The 19,272-nt window shown below is 39.4% G+C and carries 18 protein-coding genes; 7 read left to right on the forward strand and 11 right to left on the reverse strand.

All coding sequences use genetic code 11. From position 1 onward, the window contains the following. Positions 1–102: 102 nt before the first annotated feature. From MF646_RS07465 to nadB, 5 genes are all read right to left on the reverse strand, one after another. A complete protein-coding gene (locus MF646_RS07465; RefSeq protein WP_250095868.1) occupies positions 103–1,491 on the reverse strand; it encodes a YhcN/YlaJ family sporulation lipoprotein in 1,389 nt (462 codons plus the stop codon). 181 nt (positions 1,492–1,672) lie between these two features. Then, complete coding sequence (gene safA, locus MF646_RS23225) at positions 1,673–2,929, reverse strand: SafA/ExsA family spore coat assembly protein (protein WP_338035480.1); 1,257 nt, start codon at positions 2,927–2,929, stop codon at positions 1,673–1,675. A gap of 1,083 nt (positions 2,930–4,012) precedes the next feature. After that, positions 4,013–5,119, reverse strand: coding sequence for a quinolinate synthase NadA (gene nadA, locus MF646_RS07475; protein WP_250095869.1), 1,107 nt, complete (start codon positions 5,117–5,119; stop codon positions 4,013–4,015). Position 5,120: 1 nt separating this feature from the next. Then, complete coding sequence (nadC, locus tag MF646_RS07480) at positions 5,121–5,960, reverse strand: carboxylating nicotinate-nucleotide diphosphorylase (RefSeq protein WP_250095870.1); 840 nt, start codon at positions 5,958–5,960, stop codon at positions 5,121–5,123. Between the two features lie 11 nt (positions 5,961–5,971). Further along, positions 5,972–7,534: an L-aspartate oxidase gene (gene nadB / locus MF646_RS07485; RefSeq protein ID WP_250095871.1), complete on the reverse strand. Its 1,563-nt coding sequence runs from the start codon at positions 7,532–7,534 to the stop codon at positions 5,972–5,974. Positions 7,535–7,655: 121 nt separating this feature from the next. Here nadB and MF646_RS07490 point away from each other — a divergent pair, with 121 nt between their 5' ends. Together MF646_RS07490 and MF646_RS07495 are read left to right on the forward strand one after the other, a co-directional pair. Continuing rightward, positions 7,656–8,795, forward strand: a complete 1,140-nt coding sequence (locus MF646_RS07490; RefSeq protein ID WP_250095872.1) for an IscS subfamily cysteine desulfurase — start codon at positions 7,656–7,658, stop codon at positions 8,793–8,795. Beyond that, a complete protein-coding gene (locus MF646_RS07495; protein ID WP_250095873.1) occupies positions 8,782–9,324 on the forward strand; it encodes a transcription repressor NadR in 543 nt (180 codons plus the stop codon). The genes MF646_RS07490 and MF646_RS07495 overlap by 14 nt, the downstream gene beginning before the upstream one ends. A 121-nt stretch (positions 9,325–9,445) precedes the next feature. Here the strand turns inward: MF646_RS07495 and pheA are convergent, their stop codons facing one another. From pheA to MF646_RS07515, 4 genes are all read right to left on the reverse strand, one after another. Further along, positions 9,446–10,312, reverse strand: coding sequence for a prephenate dehydratase (gene pheA / locus MF646_RS07500; RefSeq protein WP_250095874.1), 867 nt, complete (start codon positions 10,310–10,312; stop codon positions 9,446–9,448). A gap of 17 nt (positions 10,313–10,329) precedes the next feature. After that, positions 10,330–10,776: an ACT domain-containing protein gene (locus tag MF646_RS07505; RefSeq protein WP_250095875.1), complete on the reverse strand. Its 447-nt coding sequence runs from the start codon at positions 10,774–10,776 to the stop codon at positions 10,330–10,332. A 136-nt stretch (positions 10,777–10,912) separates the two neighbouring features. After that, positions 10,913–12,196 carry a GTPase ObgE gene (gene obgE / locus MF646_RS07510; protein ID WP_250095876.1) on the reverse strand — a complete coding sequence of 428 codons (1,284 nt, stop codon included), beginning with the start codon at positions 12,194–12,196 and terminating at the stop codon, positions 10,913–10,915. 10 nt (positions 12,197–12,206) lie between these two features. Beyond that, the gene (locus MF646_RS07515; protein ID WP_250095877.1) at positions 12,207–12,740 is read right to left on the reverse strand and encodes a Spo0B C-terminal domain-containing protein; all 534 of its coding nucleotides are present in this window, start codon (positions 12,738–12,740) and stop codon (positions 12,207–12,209) included. Between the two features lie 264 nt (positions 12,741–13,004). Between MF646_RS07515 and MF646_RS07520 the strand changes: the two genes are divergently transcribed. The 5 genes from MF646_RS07520 (at position 13,005) to MF646_RS07540 (ending at position 16,402) form a co-directional block, all read left to right on the forward strand. Further along, a complete protein-coding gene (locus tag MF646_RS07520; protein ID WP_250095878.1) occupies positions 13,005–13,850 on the forward strand; it encodes an ABC transporter ATP-binding protein in 846 nt (281 codons plus the stop codon). Beyond that, positions 13,783–14,538: an ABC transporter permease gene (locus tag MF646_RS07525; protein WP_250095879.1), complete on the forward strand. Its 756-nt coding sequence runs from the start codon at positions 13,783–13,785 to the stop codon at positions 14,536–14,538. The genes MF646_RS07520 and MF646_RS07525 overlap by 68 nt, the downstream gene beginning before the upstream one ends. A gap of 34 nt (positions 14,539–14,572) precedes the next feature. Beyond that, positions 14,573–15,580, forward strand: coding sequence for an aliphatic sulfonate ABC transporter substrate-binding protein (locus MF646_RS07530; protein WP_250095880.1), 1,008 nt, complete (start codon positions 14,573–14,575; stop codon positions 15,578–15,580). 420 nt (positions 15,581–16,000) lie between these two features. After that, positions 16,001–16,135 (forward strand): YrzI family small protein, encoded by a 135-nt coding sequence (locus tag MF646_RS07535; protein ID WP_250095881.1) that lies wholly within the window; start codon positions 16,001–16,003, stop codon positions 16,133–16,135. Positions 16,136–16,261: 126 nt separating this feature from the next. After that, positions 16,262–16,402 (forward strand): YrzI family small protein, encoded by a 141-nt coding sequence (locus tag MF646_RS07540; protein ID WP_250095882.1) that lies wholly within the window; start codon positions 16,262–16,264, stop codon positions 16,400–16,402. A gap of 47 nt (positions 16,403–16,449) precedes the next feature. On the opposite strand, the gene MF646_RS07545 is transcribed toward MF646_RS07540, so the two are convergent. Both MF646_RS07545 and MF646_RS07550 read right to left on the reverse strand, forming a co-directional pair. Beyond that, positions 16,450–17,904, reverse strand: a complete 1,455-nt coding sequence (locus MF646_RS07545; RefSeq protein ID WP_250095883.1) for a CoA-acylating methylmalonate-semialdehyde dehydrogenase — start codon at positions 17,902–17,904, stop codon at positions 16,450–16,452. A 27-nt stretch (positions 17,905–17,931) separates the two neighbouring features. Further along, positions 17,932–19,266 (reverse strand): GntP family permease, encoded by a 1,335-nt coding sequence (locus MF646_RS07550; RefSeq protein ID WP_250095884.1) that lies wholly within the window; start codon positions 19,264–19,266, stop codon positions 17,932–17,934. Positions 19,267–19,272: the final 6 nt, after the last annotated feature.

Below are 19,272 nucleotides of genomic sequence, written 5' to 3' on the forward strand. Positions count from 1 at the left end.
AAGTCATCATTCGTAATTAAATCATTTCATTTCCACTTTAAATTCATAATTATTATGAAAAGTAATAAGACAGTGGAGAAGAACTCCACTGTCTGTAACAAATTAACGAGAACGTTCAAATGGTCGTTGTGCCGCTCTTCCTAAATCTCCAAGCATATCTGTAAATGTAGCTGTAACTTCATCAAATGCAGTCCCTGTACGTAACCTATCGTCCATATTACGTATGCGACCTACTGCATCAGAATCAGTTACTACTCGTACATCTTTATCTTTCGCTAAACCATTAACCGTTTTTTCAACTTCTTTTTTCACATCATCCATATCTCCATTTGTTGTAATTCCTACAACAACATCATTATCATGAACGATCACACGTGCATCTTCTACACCATCAACACGCTCAACTCGCTCAGTAAGACGTTGAACAGTTTTTCCATCATAGTCTTTATGATAGTTCATCGCACGAGTGCCTTGGTTATCTTGTGCACGTTGTTGACCATGGTGGACTCCCGTACGGTCACCACGACCAGTTGCATCAAAGCGATTCGGTGTGCGTGTACCATGATTTACATTCCCGCGATCACGCGCTTCTAAATTCATAGCTCCTTGCCCTTGACGACGATGGCCCGGAGTTGCATCTAAAGCACCAGTTCCTCGGCGTGCTCTTCCACGAAGAATTCCATCTTCATCAACCATACCAGGACGATTTCCTCCTGTTAATCCAGCACGTCCCATTCCTGCATTACGATCCGTTGCACGAATACCATCACGAGCGGTTCCACGATTTAAACCAGCAGGTCCCATTCCTCGTGCATCTGTTCCTTGACGTCCTGTGATACCTTGTGCGCCATGAGTTCCGAATAACCCAGTATTAGTACCAAAGTTATCTCGGCCAGTATTTGTATAACCTACACCACGGTCATTGCCAGTTCCACGAGTTTGGAAATTATTTAAATGTGTACGGCCTTGTCCAGTCATACCAGTACCTTGGCCTCCAAATAATCCACCACGCGCATCTGTTTGGCCTGTGCCTTGCCCTCCAAATAGCCCGCCACGTGTTCCTGTTTGACCAGCTCCTTGACCTCCAAAAACTCCACCACGTGCATCTGTTTGGCCTGCACCTTGGCCTCCAAATAGCCCGCCACGCGTTCCTGTTTGACCAGCTCCTTGGCCTCCAAAAGCTCCACCACGTGCATCTGTTTGGCCTGCGCCTTGCCCTCCAAATAGCCCGCCACGGTGTCCTACATCTGCTCCTCTAGTCGTACCTTGTCCAATGGTACCACCACGCTGACGGTCTGGTGTCATCATATCAGTTATTGGACCTTCACCTCTATGACGACCATCTATTGCTCCTCCACCACGCATATCTTGTGCATGTATTCCTGTTTGTTGATTTGCACCCATGTCTGTTGCTTGGTTATCTACACCACATCCAGCAAGTCCACCTAAAAGCATTGTTGCTGTTGCTACTGACATTGCAATTTTTTTCATTTTTAATTCCCCCTTTCACCAATTATGTTGGCTAATCGGAGGTTTCTTTACACTGTTACATCTTGGTTAGTGTTCCATTACAAGAAATTAAAAATAGAATTAGCTTATACCTATGTAAGCCTGCTATAAGCAGGTGACTCATAGCAGGCAAAAAAGCTTACTTTATATATATGGCTTGATCTTAATCATCATAATCATCTGACTCATGGTAACCTTGCATAAATGGCTGTTGTGGATAATCTTGCATCGGCATCAGTTGGCCATTTGGACCATAAGTAATTGGTTGTGTCGGTCCACAACACCCTTTTTGTGGACTTTGGTAAGGTTGGTGCATTGGCTGCTGTTGGTGCATCGGCTGCTGTTGGTGCATTGGCTGCTGTTGGTGCATCGGTTGTTGTTGGTGCATCGGTTGTTGCTGGTGCATCGGTTGTTGCTGGTGCATCGGTTGTTGTTGGTGCATCGGTTGTTGCTGGTGCATCGGTTGTTGCTGGTGCATCGGTTGTTGTTGGTGCATCGGTTGTTGCTGTGGATAAAATGGCATAGATTCCTGTTGTGGCATATAAGGTTGTTCTGGATAATATGGCATTGGTTCTTGTGCTGGTGGCATAGACATTTGATGTTGGTGGTATGGTTGCATCATTGGCTGCGACGGACCGCATCCTGGCATTAATGGACTAACCGGGATAGGCTGTTGATTGTATGGGGCTGTTTTAGGTTTTGACGGACCACACCCCGGCATTAGCGGACTAATTGGAACCAATGGTGGGCAAGGTGCCTTTTGCTTAGGTTGATGCATTTGCGGCTGAATAGGTTTGTGAACTGGTTTGTGCGCTGGCATTTGAATTGGTTTATGATCCTGCTTTTGAATGGGTTTATGATCTAGCTTTTGAACTGCTGGCTTTGGCGCATAATGTTTTGGAGTAATCGGCGCTTCTTTTTTTATAGGTTTAACTTCTTCTTTTGGTTTTACCATTTCTTCTTTTGGTTTTACCATTTCTTTTTTCGGTTCAACTTGCTTCTTCACAGGCGGCTTTTTGACATCTGGCATAATTTTTTTAGGTTTTACTTGTGGTTGATAAAAATTGATATTTGTTTCAAATGAATGATAATCAACCTTTGTCTTTTGTTTTGGTTGCACCATTTGTGGCATTGTTGGCATCTGTGGCATTGGCATTGGTGCCGGCTTTGGTACCTCTTTCTTTTGGATTGGTTTTGGCATTTCCTTTTTAGGCTGCTCTTTTACATGTGCTTGTGGAGCGACCTGGGTTTCTTTTTTTACTGGTACACTTCCTGTAGGCACTTTGATTTTCATACCAGGCATAATCATATCTGGATTGGATAATTGTGTATTCGCTGCCTTTAGTTGTTCAAAATCAACCCCGTATTTTTGAGCTAACTTCCAAAGTGTGTCACCTTTTTGGACAATATGAATTTTCACGTTTCATTCCCTCCTCTTACCGTTCCTTACATCGTATGTCGCTATAGGCGAATTGACACGAAACCTTACCTTAGAACAGAAAAAATGATTGAAAAAATCCTAATATTACAGGGGTCTCAGCACAGCTTATGTCGGAAAAAATAGGTTTATGCCTACATAAACAGAAAAACAAAAAGAGTGTAGCAAAAAAGTAACGGGTTCAGTTGTGGGAGGGAAAACGTTAATTCACATGTTAAATAGCATTACATTTAACACTTCAATCTCAAATGAATTAACACTATAATTAGCATACATAAGCACAGATAATGAATTTATCCTCCATCTGTGCTTTTCACTCATATTTTTTCCCCTTATTGAACTACTCTCGTTAATTTAACAAACCAGAGTAAAATGTCTCCTACAAAAGTTCCATATTGTAACTAGCCATAGTAAAATAAGCGGATATTTTTCGGTTAAATGCAGAATAGAGCTCGTTCCGAGGTATATAGGGGGAGTTTTTCCGATTATGCAGAGAAAAATTACCCAATTTCGGATTTTCTGAGTCAATAGGCGGAATATCTCCGTCTATTGAAGCTATTTTCAGTGCTAACTAATTACTAATTAAGGGGAATTTCTCCGTTTATTTATCATATCGGGTTCTTTACCTGATCCACAGCCGATAAGAGCGGACTCTCACTATCCCAGATACGGGAAACAGTACCTGTTAATTACATCTTTAATATCCATCTTCTTCCACTAAGCTGTTCGCTAGTTGAATAAAGAATTTCCCTTCACCTGTTTTAACATTTAATCCCACATTCCCCACGAAAATAAATGCACTTGTAAGCTAACAAAGTAACCAGCATATCTTTTAACATATGAAATAGAAAGGGAACATAAGTTTTTGTACTCTGCCAAAAGGTATGCTAAATCAACTGCTAATTTCAGATTGAATTTCACATTAATATACCAATAAAAAACAAGCGTACAAAATCATTGGGAATTTGTACGCTATTTTAATGTTATTTTTCATTTTCTCTCCTAAAACTGAACCCTTTAGCAAAAAAGGTTGGTTTTTCCTTTTTTTACTACACTCTTTAATCGTTAGGACGGACGATCAAGCATGCGTTGCAATGCAAGGTTTCCTTCTAAAGTTGTTTGTTCATCTACAGTGATTGGAAAATGCAGTCTCCCTTCAATAATTTCTTCAAGAGACCAAAGCAAATGATCTAAATCAATCCTATTCATTGTTAAACACGGACACATCGTTGAATTTAAAGAAAATACATTTTTATCAGGATGCTGTTGTGCTAAACGATTCACTAAATTCATCTCTGTTCCGACTGCCCATGATGAACCAGGCTCAGCATTTTTAATTGTTTCAATTATATAATGCGTCGAACCATTTAAGTCAGCTGCTTGAACAACATCAAAGGTACATTCTGGATGAACAATAATATTTGTATTTGGTGAATTTTGGCGTAACTCTTCAATTTGACCAACAGTAAATTTTTCATGTACGGAACAGTGTCCCTTCCAAAGAATAACTTTCACCTGTTCGATAGGACCTTCACAGACAAGCTCTCTAGCAATTGGATCCCAGACTGCCATCTCATCCAGTTTTATACCTAGATCATAGGCTGTATTTCTTCCTAAATGCTGATCAGGTAAGAAGAGCAGCCTTTGTTTTTGCGTAAATGCCCACTGAACCATTGCCTTTGCATTAGAAGATGTTACAGTTGCTCCGCCGTTCCTTCCACAGAAAGCTTTAATTGCAGCCGTACTGTTAACATACGTTAAAGGTAAGATCGTATCTCCAAATTGTTTCTGTAACTCACCCCATGCGTGCTCAGTTTGAGCAATGTCCGCCATGTCTGCCATTGAACAGCCAGCTTTCAAATCTGGCAAAATGACATGCTGATTGTCTGTAGTGAGCATATCGGCCGTTTCTGCCATAAAGTGGACTCCACAAAAAACAATATATTCTGCATCACGATTAGTCTTTGATAATTGAGCTAGTTGGAGTGAATCACCTGTTACATCAGCAAATTCAATAACTTCATCGCGCTGATAATGATGGCCAGGAATAAACAGTTTGCTGCCCAGTTGTTGTTTAATTTGTTTAATTCGCTCTTTTTTATCCTCTATAGACATCTCTTTGTACCGTTCTGGTATGCGATCTAACGTTGCTACTTTTTCAAGAAAATTCATCCTATTTGCCCCCCTCTAATAAAAAGCTTAAATCTGTCGCTTTCACTGAATGTGTTAAACAACCGAGCGATATATAATCCACACCCGTCTCGCGAAAGGCCGGGAGATTATCGATCGTAATTCCACCAGATGCTTCAGTGATAATATTTTCAGGTACAAGCTTGCGATAATTTTTGATCTCTATAGGACTGGCATTATCGAACATGATAACATCTACGTTTGACTCTACCGCTTCTCTTACCTCATCTTCATTTGTCGTTTCAACTTCAATTTTCACCATATGCCCAACATTTTTTCTAACTGTTTCCACAGCTTGCTTTATTCCCCCACAAGCGAGTATATGGTTTTCTTTCAACATGACAGCATCACTTAAGCCTCTTCGATGATTAAATCCCCCTCCACATCTTACTGCGTATTTTTCAAACACTCTAAGGCCCGGTGTTGTTTTTCTTGTATCACAAATTCGTATCTTTTCATCTTCAAGTGTCTTAATTGCTGTATAGGTCATCGTCGCAATTCCTGACATACGTTGCAATAAATTTAATAGCACCCTTTCTCCAGCTAATAAAGAAATCACCCTTCCCTCTAAAATAGCGATCGTATCCCCTCTTTGAAATTCTTCGCCATCTGAAACCAACACTTGAACTGAGATCGTAGAATCTAACATGCCATATCCCCATGTCAGTAAATCGCAACCAGCCATTACCCCATTCCCCTTAGCTACAATTTTCGCTTTCCCAATTGCACTAGTTGAAATGGCCGATTCACTCGTAACATCACTTTCACCAAGGTCTTCTATAAAAAAATGCTCTAATTGTTTTTTTACTAATAACTTGTTCATTCTCTCTCCCCCTAGATATTTTCGAGTACAAGGTGTCGTTTTTCTTTTTGTGTGATTTGCGCACCTTTTTCTTTCGATAATGCAACGTACGTACTTGACCAAAGGTGGTCATTCCTCTTTGGAAAGTCCAATCGATAATGCCCCCCTCTGCTTTCAGTCCGATGAATCGCAGCTTCTGTAACTAAAGCAGAAACGATAAGCATATTTTTGCATTCTATCGTGGCACGAGAATCCGTAGAGAGAATTTGATTAGCATAAGGTAGAAATTGTTCAAGCCAACTCTTCATTTCAAGAAGACCTGATAGATCACGCTCAATCCCAACAAATTTAGTCATACGGATTTGAATATCAGAAAAAGAAGGCAAATGACGAGGAACTGTGATGTCAGAGTCCTCCTCTGAATAAACTAACTGAAATTTCGACTGAACACTTTGAATATCACTCGCTACTTGCTCGGCAAAAACCAAACCCTCTAATAACGAATTGCTTGCAAGACGGTTAGCTCCGTGAACACCTGTACAAGCTACCTCTCCTACAGCATATAATCCCTTTAATGATGTTCGACCAGATGAATCAGTTTCAATTCCTCCACTTACAAAGTGCGCCCCTGGTACAACCGCTAACGGTGTAACTGTTGGATCAATCAACGCTTTCTCGCAACGCTCCGCTAACCCTGGAAAGCTATGTTTAAAACCCTTTATGCCTCGACAATCTAAATAAATTTCATTTCCATTTTGTAAAGCTTTATGAATTTCTCTACTAACAACATCTCTAGATTCCAATTCCTTCAATGGAAAATCTTCCATTAATCTTTTTCCATTTTTATCAATAAGCTTAGCTCCTTCACCACGCACCGCTTCGCTAATTAATCCCATTGTTTCCCCACCAACTCTCAGCAGCGTAGGGTGAAACTGTATAAATTCCATATCAATTAACGTAGCACCAGCACGGTAAGCAAGTGCAAATCCATCACCTGTTGCCTCTTCAACATTTGACGTATGCTCATAAAGCCTACCGAGCCCTCCAGTTGCTAACACTGTCGCTTTTGAATAAATACATTCCTTCTCAGTATGAACCCCGATGACTCTTCCATTTTTTGAAACTAGTTTTTTCACTATTGTATAATCGAGAATTTCTACTCTCTCTTTGACCGAATTTATTAATGCCTCAGTAAAAGCCTGACCAGTCTTGTCACCATTTACATGTACAATTCGGCGATTTTGATGAGCTCCTTCCATTCCTAAAACGAGTGCTCCATTTTCATCTTTATCAAATGGGACCCCGAGTTGGTCTAATAAAGAAACAATTGCAGGAGCTCGTTTTACCAACATCTCAACATGAGTTTCATTATGGTGATCCCCTCCTGCTTTTAATGTATCAGCAAGATGTTTTCTCCAATCATCGTCAGGTCCAAGTGCTGCTGCCATACCTCCCTGTGCACAGCTAGAGTTGCTCGTATTAACGTTAGACTTTGTGATAATCATCACATTCATATGATCAGCTAGCAAATGAGCCGTCATAAGACCCGCAATACCACTTCCGATAATAATAGCATCGACCGTCTTATTAGCCATCCCCATCCCCCTAAATAATTTACAGTTGTCTTGTCACCTATCTTTACATAAAATAAGAGTTGTGACAAGCGCTTTTTTTTGATTAAATAGGGAATTATTGGCTAGTGAGGAGGTCTTTTTCATGATTTACTTTGATTATAGTGCAACAACCCCCATGTCCTCTTATGCTCTAGAAACGTATAACCGCGTTGCGACTGATTTTTTTGCTAATAGTCGTAGTTTGCATAATCACGGGCTAGAAAGTGACGATATTCTTTCTTTAAGCCGTAAGACGATTGCCGATGCTCTACATGTAAATAGCAATGAAATATACTTTACTGGTTCTGGTTCAGAGGCGACATTTCTGTCTTTAACAGGATTAGCTTTTTCCCATCAGCAGAAAGGAAAAACAATCATTACAACGGAAGGGGAACATCACTCGGTCCTGCAAGCAATGAACTATTTAAAGAATTTTGGATTTACTATTTTATTTGTCCCAGTTAATGAATTCGGACAAGTTACTATAGAACAACTAGCCTCCACTATTACACAAGACACCATTTTAGTATCAATTGCTCATGCCAACAGTGAAATTGGGACCGTTCAAGACTTACAGGCTCTTGGGTCTTTTTTAGCTGATAATGATATACTTTTTCATAGTGATTGCGTCCAAACTTTTGGAAAACTGCCTATTCCTATTGACGTGTTGACAAGTATCAGCATTACCGCACATAAATGCTATGGACCAAAAGGAGTAGGTGCCGCTTATCTTAATAAACAGGTTCCTTGGTCTTCTTTTTTGCACGGCACAACTCATGAAAGTGGATTTAGGGCAGGGACAGTCAATGTTCCCGGTATAGCAGCATTTGCAGCGGCAATAGAAGAGTATCTCCCCCAAGCTCCATCAGATATGAAACGGTTACTAGCATTCAGAAATAAAGTTGTAGATGAATTTAAAGGCAATCGCCACATTTATTTTGAAGGACATCCAACTGAGCGTCTTCCCTTTCACATAAGCTTGCGAATTAGTGGCATTGAAGGTCAGCTCGCGATGCTCGAGTTTAACCGAAAGGGTTTTGCTATTTCGACCGGTTCTGCGTGTAGAGTAGGAGAGAGCGCTCCACCTCGGACATTAATTAGTTTAGGTCGGAAACACCATGAAGCTCACGAACTAATTCGAATCACGTTTGGCCGCTATACGACTGAAGATGAAGTTATAAAATTTATTAAAGCGTTTAAACAAATATTGTTAGAATTTAAGGGGTTTGATGGAAGTGAATGATGGAAAAAAAATATTAGGTGACAAAAGAAGAGAGTTAATTATTCAATGGTTGTCTAGCAGTGAGGAGCCACTCACGGGCGGAGAGCTTGCAAAGCGTTCAAATGTAAGTAGACAAGTTATCGTCCAAGACATTTCAATTCTAAAAGCGAAAAAGCACCCAATTATTGCAACCGCTCAAGGATATATTTACGTTCAGCAAACGCCTTCACCAAAAGTGAATCGAATTATCGCTTGCAAGCATTCTCCAGCTGAAACGAAAGAAGAATTATTTACTTTAGTTGACCATGGCGTAACAGTCCAACAAGTTATTGTCGAGCATGCTATTTACGGTGAAATTACCGCTTCACTCATGCTCTCCACTCGCTTAGATGTTGAAGCATTTTGTAAAAAAGTTGAGCAAACTCAATCCTCATTGTTATCTGAATTGACCGATGGAGTTCATCTTCATGTAATTGAAGGAGATAGCACTAATCAACTTGATACAGCAATCGAGGCTCTTAATGAAAAAGGCTTTATTTTAAATGATTGATCATATAAAAAAAAGAACCAGCTAAGAGCATGCCGGTTCCTTCTCAACTACCAACCACTGAAAAAGGAACGTTTTACAGCTTTTTTCAGTGGTCTTTCCTCGAATTTGCTAAAAGAGATTTTTAAAAAGATTTCGCTTTGTTTTTAGCCATTGTGTAACATGGATAACTTCCAAGAATTTCGACGCCACATCCGAGGGCTTCGACTTCTGACACTACCCCTGGTATTAAAACATCGTCCATTGCACCTTCAACATCGATAATAAAAAAGTAATTCCCTAATCCTGTCTTCGTTGGTCTAGATTCAATTTTCTTTAGGTTTAATTTTCTCCAAGCAAAAGCCGACAGTACTTGGTGAAGTGCACCTGAATAATCTGAAGGCAACGTCACCATTAATGTCGTTTTGTCTTCCATAAAATTCGCACCTTCATATAAAACATTAAGTGGCTCTTTACTTAAAACGACAAAGCTTGTTCCATTGTTCTCAAAATCATGTATATTTGTATGAGCCATCTTTAACCCATATTCTTGCGCAGCTCTCTCATTAGCTATTGCTGCAATTGCTAATTCAGGGTGGTTCTTTACATACTCAGCTGCCGCTCCTGTCGAATTCATATATTCCCATTCAGTATCCGGGTAATAGTTTTGTAAAAATTCATGGCATTGAGCAATCGCATGTGGATGAGATACTATTTTATCAATTTTACTACCTTGATAATCAGGGTTCATTAATAAATGCTGCTCGATTGGGACTGTGATTCCTCCTATAATTGGTAGCCTTTGTTTATGAATTAAATAATCTAATGTCATATTAACAGAGCCTTCAATTGCGTTCTCAATAGGTACAACAGCAACCTGTACTTCTTCCGTAGCAACTGCATCCATACACGAAGGAATGGTCCGGAAAGGAAGGAAGTCCCCTTTTTCAAATAGTCCTCTCGCCGCCATTTCTGTAAATGTCCCTTTTGGTCCTAAAAAACCGATCTTCATGTTGTCCAAACTCCTCCCTATGAACCAGTTCCTACCAGTTCCACCTTTTCTACTGCTTCTAATCCTACAAGCCACTCCATAAGTTCATCTAAATCTAGTTTCATTGGCTCCGTATCGATTGATAACGTCATATGAGCCCTCCCTTGTAAGGGAATTGTCTGGTTTATTGTTAATACGTTTGCACCTGTCTCAGCGACTTTCCCTAGTAACTGTGAAAGCGAACCAGAGCGATCGACTAATATAATCGAAAGGGTAATAATTTTTTCCTTCACTACTTTATGAAAAGGAAAGATTCCATCCTTATATTTATAAAAAGCACTTCGGCTAAGCCCAACCTTATTAACAGCTTCATTAATCTTCTTCACTTTACCTAATTCCAGCAGCTCTTTAGCAGCTAACGTTTTTTCCATTGCTTCTGTTAGCATATCCTCACGTACAAGATAAAATGATTTTCTTGCTGTCATATATCGTATTCACCTTCTTTCAACGAAGAGCTATGTATCATTATAGAATTGACGAAACTTTTTGACAACACAAATATGTCTTTTTACAGTAAAAAACTGTCTCCATAGAAGAGACAGTTTTTCTATATAGTCTGTATTAATCGATAAACTCAAACTCAAATTTCATGATCCTAACAAGATCTCCATCCTTAGCTCCTCTTGCACGAAGAGCATCATCAACGCCCATTCCTCTCATTTGTCTTGCAAAGCGCCTTACTGACTCATCACGAGAAAAGTCAGTCATTTTAAACAATCGTTCAAGCTCTGCTCCAGATAATACAAATGTACCATCGTCATCTCTTGTGATTACAAATGGAATTTCTTTTTTCTCATGACGATAGACAACGCGAGTAGACTCCTCCGTTTCTTCATAGAGAGGAAACTCTGGGGTTTCTTCAATCTTATCAGCTACTGTTATTAAGAGATCACGTAACCCCTTTTTTGTCACTGCAGATATTGGAAAGACAGGATATTGTCCGTTAAGCTTTTCTTTAAAGATCTTTAAATTTTCTTCAGACTCGGGCATGTCCATTTTATTCGCTACAACTATTTGCGGTCGCTCAAGTAATCGCATGTTATATTGCTTCAGCTCATCATTAATCATCAAAAAGTCTTCATATGGATCGCGACCTTCAAGTGCTGACATATCAATTACATGAACAATCACTCTCGTTCGTTCTATATGTCGCAAAAATTGATGGCCTAACCCGACCCCTTCATGTGCACCTTCAATCAACCCTGGTAAATCAGCCATAACGAAACTACGATTGTCTTCTGTCTCAACGACCCCTAAGTTCGGTGTAATCGTAGTAAAATGATAATCAGCTATTTTAGGCTTAGCTGCAGAGACTACTGAAAGCAATGTCGACTTACCTACACTAGGAAAGCCAACTAACCCGACATCAGCAAGAACCTTTAATTCAAGCACAACATCTCGTTCCTGACCAGGCTCTCCATTTTCAGCAATATCCGGTGCAGGATTTACCGGTGTAGCAAAACGAGTATTTCCCCGTCCGCCTCTACCACCTTTAGCGATGACAGCTTTTTGTCCATGTTCGGTTAAATCTGCAATAATTTGACCAGTTGCATCATCAATAACGGTTGTTCCCGGTGGTACTTTGACAATCATATCATCTGCGTTTTTTCCGTGCTGATTTTTTGGTCTTCCGTGCTCACCTCTTTGGGCTTTAAAATGACGCTTATAACGGAAATCCATTAACGTTCGTAATCCTTCTTCTACTTCAAAAACGACACTTGCACCTCGACCGCCATCTCCACCTGCTGGGCCACCGTCAGGTACATACTTCTCTCTACGGTAAGAGACTTGTCCATTTCCACCGTCTCCACCTTTTACGTATACTTTTACCTTATCTACAAACATACCTTTCACCTCAACTTCTCATAAACCTAGCGACTAATACACATTCAGACTCGTCCATCTCCACTAGCTTTACGTTTGGCTCCCATTCACTTAAAAATTCAAGCCAATCTTCCTTTTTCATTTGTAATGACCCTTGAAAATCAAATGTTATTTTACATTCAATATCTGTGAAAAGAAATGTAATCAACAAATTATTTTCTGATTCTGTTGAACACCCTTCTGTTAGTTTCTCCGTAATTTGCTCACATAATCGCAACATACGAACTTCATCTTTTTCAAGTGAAAAGACGTCACCTGCAACATCTATTTCTAATTTCAGTTTACTGCTGAACCAATTATACGTTAAAAGAAAATACACAACACTAACTGCCTGTATTTCTGAAATTTTGCTCTCGCAAATCGATTGTTGTGTCACTTGATCAATAATTTCTTCAATGCGATCGTATCGTTTAAGTGCTAAATTCCCTTTTATTAACTGCATAACGTTCAACCAATCATGACGTGTTTGCCTAAGCGCCTTTAAGACATCTAATTGGTTATCCATTTCAGTCTCTCCCTTGTCCTCCATTAAAATAAGAATCGCTCTTTTCATTACATGGATTATCTTACCACAAAGTAAGGAATAGAAACCATGTTCTCTTTATTCAGTCTATTATTAAATATTGTACAATACTAATCCTCACTATCCAACTCGGAAATCTAAGAAAATAATTGACAGATGACAAACTTCTACATATACTTAATAAAAGCTAAAACCCACTAAATTACTATGAATTGTAAAGAAATTCCTTGAATGAGGAGGGATACCATGTCAGACGTTAAAATTGCTAGTGTAGGAAAGACATTTGAGAATAAAGAGGAACAAACTTCCTATACTGTTTTCGATAACATTGATCTACATGTAAAATCAGGTGAATTTGTATCACTACTTGGTCCATCTGGATGCGGAAAATCAACATTATTGAATATCATTGCTGGACTAGATCAAGCAAGCACTGGTTCTGTATTAGTCGGTGAACGTAAAGTTACAGGTCCTGGCGTCGACCGAGGAGTAGTCTTCCAAGAAGCTGCACTTATGCCTTGGATGACCGTTCTAGATAATGTTATGTTCGGAATTAAAAAGCGTTACAGCAAAAAAGAAGCAAAAGAACGGGCAATTGAATACCTTAAACTTGTACATCTTAGTAAATTTGTTGACTCATATCCACACGAGTTATCCGGTGGAATGAAACAGCGGGTTTCCATTGCACGTGCTTTAGCAATGGATCCAGAAGTTCTATTAATGGATGAACCGTTCGGAGCATTAGATGAGCAAACAAGATCAATGCTTCATAAAGAAGTACAATTCATTTGGGAACAAACTGGTAAAACCATTATCTTTGTTACCCATAACATTCGCGAATCTATTTTATTATCAGATCGAATTGTTTTAATGGGTGTAAGACCAGGTGGAATTATTAATATTTTTGACGTTCCTCTTGCTCGTCCTAGAAAACCATCTGATGAAGCTTTTGCTTCATTAGAAGATAAAATTAGTAAACAACTAGCAGGGGAAATTGAGAAAGTGATGAAGGAGGAAATGGGCGATGATTACCATAGTCAGAAGGCTACTCTTCTTTACAGCTCTCATCGCGATATGGGAGATAATATATAAACTTGATGTCTTTGGTACAAGGATGTTCCCTTCCCCCCTTCTCTCATTTGTAGAGCTTTATAAAGGCTTTTTCGAGACCGGGATCTTAACAGTTGCTTTAACAACAAGTTTAGGACGTATTGGCTTAGGTTTTGCCCTAGCTGTTATCATCGGCTCCATTCTTGGTATTATTTTAGCTACTTCTAAAATTGCTGATGAAACACTTGGTTCACTTGTTGTTGCTTTGCAATCTGTACCAAGTATCGTTTGGTTGCCGTTAGCCTTAGTTATGTTTCAAGGCGGAACAACAGCCATTTTATTTGTGATTGTACTTGGGGGAACGTGGCCAATGACGATGAATGTTAGAATGGGAATTAAAAATGTTCAGCCACTATTAATTAGAGCCGCACGTACAATGGGCTACAAAGGCTATGAATTAATATGGAAAGTAATGATACCAGCTTCCATACCATCCGCTCTTACAGGGGTTCGTTTATCCTGGGCATTTGGATGGCGTGCATTGATGGCAGCAGAACTTCTAGGAAGAGGTGGCCTTGGCCGTACTCTTCTAGATGCTCGTGACTTCTTTAATATGGAATTAGTCATTGCCATTATGATTATCATTGCTGTTATTGGTCTTATTGTAGAGTATTGTATTTTTAATCCAATTGAACGGAAAGTACTTAGTCGTTGGGGATATGCGAAATAAATAAAAATTAACTTTTAAAAAGGGAGAGAAGACGATGAAAAAATGGTTGAAAGCAACTGGTATTGCGTTAGTGCTTGGGGCATTAACTGCGTGTGGTGCAGGTAGTACGAGTGGTTCAGACTCAGAAAGCGATGTTCGTATTGGTTATTTTCCAAATCTTGACCATGCCGCTGCTATTATTGGGAAAGAAAAAGGATTTTTTGACGATGAATTAGGCGAAAGAGGTGCTGAGTATACCCACTTCCCAAATGGAAATGACTTCATCGAAGCGCTTGAAACAGGGAATCTAGATGTTGGATACGTTGGACCAGGTCCAGCTATTAACTACTTCCTTACTGGTGGAGATATCGTTGTTCTTGGAGCTGCTGCTAACGGAGCTACACTCATTGTTTCTCGTGAGGACTCTGGTATTGAAACACTTGAAGATTTTGGTGGTAAATCGTTCTGTACGCCAGGAAATGGGTGCACACACAATGTTCAGCTTGAAATGATGTTAAAAGACATTGGTCTAGAATCAAACCGTGTTGGTGGAACTGTAGAACATCAATCACGGATTGCTCCAGCGAATATGGTTGCTATGTTTGAGCAAGGACAAATTGATGCTGCAGCTGCACCAGAGCCTTGGGGCACGTACCTTGTAGAAGAGCTAAATGCTAATGTCGTTACAGAATGGAATAATGTTTTCTTAGGTGAAGAACTAGCAAGTGTTGTTGTCGTTACATCTAAAAAGTTCTTAGAAGAAAATCCTGAAGCTGTTGATGCTGTATTACGTGGTCATAAGCAAGCCGTTGATTACACACAAGAGAATACAGAGGATACACTAACAACAATTAACGATCATCTTTTTGATTTAACACAAAACCGTCTACCTGAAACCGTTCTTGAAAAAGCTTGGACTCGTATGGCTGTTACAACAGAAACACACCCAGATGCTTTACAAGCTTGGGCAGATGCTTCTTATGAATTGAAATTCATGGATAAAGACCCAGACCTTACTGGATTTGTTGATACTTCTCGTCTAGAGGCTATCTTAAATCAATAAAAATACGAACCGCCCAGATCCTGTTGGATTTGAGCGGTTTTTGTCTTTTTGTCAACCCTTTTATAAAATAGGCAAAAAAAATTCACATTTTATATTTACAACTTACCAAACATTGGATATAATTCCTTATGAAAACAAATTTGAGAGCAAAGGAGGTTGAACAAAATGATTAAAGGATTACTTACACCTACATTATCTTCATATATCATGCGTTCAAAACCTGCTAGCCTCAAACTAGAAGTTTGTTAAATTTCTATTAGGAAGCTAATTTTTCAAGCCGCAGGTAGAGCGTATACCTGTGGCTTTTTTAGATATCTATCTAGCCACAGGATCGTCTTCCTGTGGCTTTTTGTTTCTAATCCAACTTCCAAAAATAGGAATAGCTTTTGCTTATCTTTGAAATAGAAAGGCGGTGATCAAATGACTTTTACATTTTTACTTTTTACAATCTCTATAAAAAGACGACAATATACTGGAGAAGAACTTGAACGATTAGTTAGACAACAGAAATTAGAAGAGTACCATAATCAACAGATTCACAAATTTATGCAATAAAACCAAATAAAATTTAAAAAGGAGGTAATGACGATGATTTTTCTTAAAGGGATTGTTTTACAAGGCTGGTATGAACAGGTGAAAGGCCTCACCTGAATGACTAAAATTTCTATTTAGGAGGCATCTATGACATTTCATTTTATTTTATTTACGATTACAATAAAGAAACGCAAATATACCGGGAAAGAATTAGAGAAAATTGTTAGACAACAAGATTACGAACAAGAACACCAAGAGCGAATCTCGCGCATTGAAAAATGGAACTAAAAAAGGGCGACTAGCTTTTTATCAAGCTAGTCGCCTTTTTTAATATCTTACCAACGTGAAGTTAGCATTTTCTTTCTTGTATAAAAGTTCACTCCATCTTTTCCATTTGCATGAAGATCACCATAGAATGAATTTTTCCAGCCAGAGAATGGGAAGAATGCCATTGGCGCTGGCACATTTACATTGACACCAAGCATTCCTACCTCAATATCTTCACGATACTGACGGACTGCTGCTCCACTATCAGTATACAATACAGAGCCATTCCCAAAGTCAGACTCATTCGTCACTTCAATTGCTTCCGTTAAATCTTTCACACGAACAATAGATAAAACAGGTGCAAAGATTTCCTTTTTCCAAATATTCATATCTGTCGTCACGTTGTCAAAAATCGTTGCTCCTAAGAAGAAACCGTCAAGATCCTGGCCATCCGGACGACCATCACGCACAAGCGTTGCCCCTTCTTGAATGCCTTCTTCAATCGCCTTGTTGACCTTATCTAAATGAGACTGACGAATAACCGGCCCTAGATTCACAGATTTATCACATCCGTCACCTAAAACTAACTGATCTGCCGCTTCTTTTAATTTAGAAATAAGTTCATCCGCAATATCTTCGGTTACAACAACGACTGACGTAGCCATGCAACGTTGACCTGCACTTCCAAATGCCCCTCCAACAATTCCTTGAATCGTCTTTTCCATATTACAATCAGCAAGAACGATCGAGTGGTTTTTCGCCCCAGCTAAAGCTTGAACTCGCTTCCCGTAACTAGCACCTGTTTTATAAACATATTCAGCTACTGGTTGAGAGCCTACAAACGAAATGGCTTTGACATCTTTATGCTCAAGTAATCCATTTACAACATCATGTGCCCCATGAACTAAGCTCAGCACACCTTTAGGTAAGCCAGCTTCTGTAAATAATTCAACTAAACGCTCAGCAAGTAACGGCGTGCGCTCAGACGGCTTTAACACGAACGTATTTCCACAAGCAATCGCTAATGGGAACATCCAACAAGGAACCATCATCGGAAAGTTAAATGGAGAAATTCCACCAATTACTCCGACTGGATAACGATACATACCAGATTCAATTCCAGTTGCAATATCAGGTAACATTTCCCCCATCATTAAACTAGGTACACCCGCTGCAAACTCTACACATTCAATTCCTCTTTGCACTTCCCCATACGCATCATCATAACACTTACCATTTTCCTTCGTTATTAAAGTTGCAAGCTCTTCGTAATTTTCCATTAAAAGTTGTTGATATTTAAATAGAATACGAGCTCTCTTTGGCACGGGAGTCTTCTTCCATGTTTTAAAAGCTTCTTTCGCTGTTAATACAGCACGATCCACATCTTCCTTTGTAGAAAGCGGAACACGAGCAATCTCTTCACCCGTTGCAGGATTTGGAACAATTTCATATTCAGATGATGTAGAATCAACCCATTCACCATTAATATAATTTTTTAATACTGCTGTTGTTGTTACTGTCATTTTCAAAAACTCCTTTTTCTCATTTATTTAAATATAAAACAAAGAATATAATACAATCGCTAAAATTAGCGCAATTGTCGGAAGAATAACACTTACACAGAATATCGGTAAATAAGCTCTCTTATGTGTTTCACCACAGATCGCCCTAACCGTTGTTACCACATATCCGTTATGTGGCAAGGAATCTAATCCACCAGATGCTAAGGCTGAAACCCTGTGCATAGAACCAGGATCTATCCCTTTCGCTAAATAAATCGGCGCCAATAGAGGAAGAGCAATCCCGAGACCACCTGAGGCAGAGCCGGTAAGTCCACATATAATCGTAACTCCAATAGCTAAGCCAAGTAGCGGAGGTCCTGAAATATTTACAAGAGCATTAATAAATGTATCAAAAGCAGATACTTGGGCTGCCACACTTCCAAAACCTACAACAGCACACGTATTGGCAATGGCTACAAGTGAATTTTGTGTACCTACAGCTAATGACTGCCAATACTCTTGAACAAATTTATAGTTAAATCCCCAAACTGCTAAAATACCAAGTATTAACGCAACAAGAGCTGCCGTCTTTGGCGGCATGTAGAAAGAAAGAATATTTAGTACTGCAATTACAATAACAAGTGGTAAAATAGCAAAAAATGGATTTGGTAAGTTTTTCTTCTCCGTTGTAGCAGCTATCTCATCTTCAGCTTTGTCTGCAGAGTAGAACGGGCTTGATTTTGGTAATTCAAACACCTCACCATTCGCTATTGCTTTTCTAACTAATAATCGTAACCACAATCCACCAACTGTCGCAATGAAAACCCCTGTGAAAACTCCGACCCAGCCACCAGCTGTAGGTGTCGTACCAAAGAACTCGGTCGGAATTAAATTTTGAATTTCAGGCGACCCAGGTGATGTCATTGTAAAAGAAATTGATCCAAAAACTAAGGCTGCAGGAATAAACCTATGTGGATAATTAGCTAGTCTAAATAATGAAACAGCAATTGGGTAAACGGTAAATCCAACTACAAATAAACTCACACCACCATACGTCATAATGGCACAGGCACCTACAACTGCAAAAACCGCCCATTGAGGTCCCATTGTCCGACTTACCCAATCGGCAATGGATTCTGCTGATTTAGTATCTTGCATGACCTTTCCAAAAATGGCCCCTAAAAGAAAGATCAAAAACCAATTAGCAAAATAACCTGTAAACCCATCCATATAGTAGCCAGCCATTGCTGTATTTAGGTTTAACCCTCCTGTTATAGCAAGTACAATCGAGCAAAGCAATGCTGCAACAATGATGTTAATCCCTCTCATAGTTAAAAAGATTAGAAGACCTAGTGCGACAAATAACCCAATCATGCTCAACATCTTTTT

The sequence above is a fragment of the Halalkalibacter alkaliphilus genome, assembly GCF_023555415.1.
In the GTDB taxonomy this organism is placed as follows: Bacteria; Bacillota; Bacilli; order Bacillales; family Bacillaceae_D; genus Halalkalibacter; species Halalkalibacter alkaliphilus.

Excerpts from the sequence above, each read along its gene's own strand:
- MF646_RS07515 (WP_250095877.1), bottom strand. The coding sequence starts at position 12,740 with ATGGATAACCAATTAGATGTCTTAAAGGCGCTTAGGCAAACACGTCAT.
- nadB (WP_250095871.1), bottom strand. The coding sequence starts at position 7,534 with ATGGCTAATAAGACGGTCGATGCTATTATTATCGGAAGTGGTATTGCG.
- MF646_RS07465 (WP_250095868.1), bottom strand. The coding sequence starts at position 1,491 with ATGAAAAAAATTGCAATGTCAGTAGCAACAGCAACAATGCTTTTAGGT.
- nadA (WP_250095869.1), bottom strand. The coding sequence starts at position 5,119 with ATGAATTTTCTTGAAAAAGTAGCAACGTTAGATCGCATACCAGAACGG.
- MF646_RS07525 (WP_250095879.1), top strand. The coding sequence starts at position 13,783 with ATGATTACCATAGTCAGAAGGCTACTCTTCTTTACAGCTCTCATCGCG.
- MF646_RS07550 (WP_250095884.1), bottom strand. The coding sequence starts at position 19,266 with ATGTTGAGCATGATTGGGTTATTTGTCGCACTAGGTCTTCTAATCTTT.
- MF646_RS07545 (WP_250095883.1), bottom strand. The coding sequence starts at position 17,904 with ATGACAGTAACAACAACAGCAGTATTAAAAAATTATATTAATGGTGAA.
- MF646_RS07530 (WP_250095880.1), top strand. The coding sequence starts at position 14,573 with ATGAAAAAATGGTTGAAAGCAACTGGTATTGCGTTAGTGCTTGGGGCA.
- pheA (WP_250095874.1), bottom strand. The coding sequence starts at position 10,312 with ATGAAGATCGGTTTTTTAGGACCAAAAGGGACATTTACAGAAATGGCG.
- MF646_RS07520 (WP_250095878.1), top strand. The coding sequence starts at position 13,005 with ATGTCAGACGTTAAAATTGCTAGTGTAGGAAAGACATTTGAGAATAAA.
- nadC (WP_250095870.1), bottom strand. The coding sequence starts at position 5,960 with ATGAACAAGTTATTAGTAAAAAAACAATTAGAGCATTTTTTTATAGAA.
- MF646_RS07495 (WP_250095873.1), top strand. The coding sequence starts at position 8,782 with ATGGAAGTGAATGATGGAAAAAAAATATTAGGTGACAAAAGAAGAGAG.
- MF646_RS07540 (WP_250095882.1), top strand. The coding sequence starts at position 16,262 with ATGACATTTCATTTTATTTTATTTACGATTACAATAAAGAAACGCAAA.
- MF646_RS07535 (WP_250095881.1), top strand. The coding sequence starts at position 16,001 with ATGACTTTTACATTTTTACTTTTTACAATCTCTATAAAAAGACGACAA.
- MF646_RS07490 (WP_250095872.1), top strand. The coding sequence starts at position 7,656 with ATGATTTACTTTGATTATAGTGCAACAACCCCCATGTCCTCTTATGCT.
- obgE (WP_250095876.1), bottom strand. The coding sequence starts at position 12,196 with ATGTTTGTAGATAAGGTAAAAGTATACGTAAAAGGTGGAGACGGTGGA.
- MF646_RS07505 (WP_250095875.1), bottom strand. The coding sequence starts at position 10,776 with ATGACAGCAAGAAAATCATTTTATCTTGTACGTGAGGATATGCTAACA.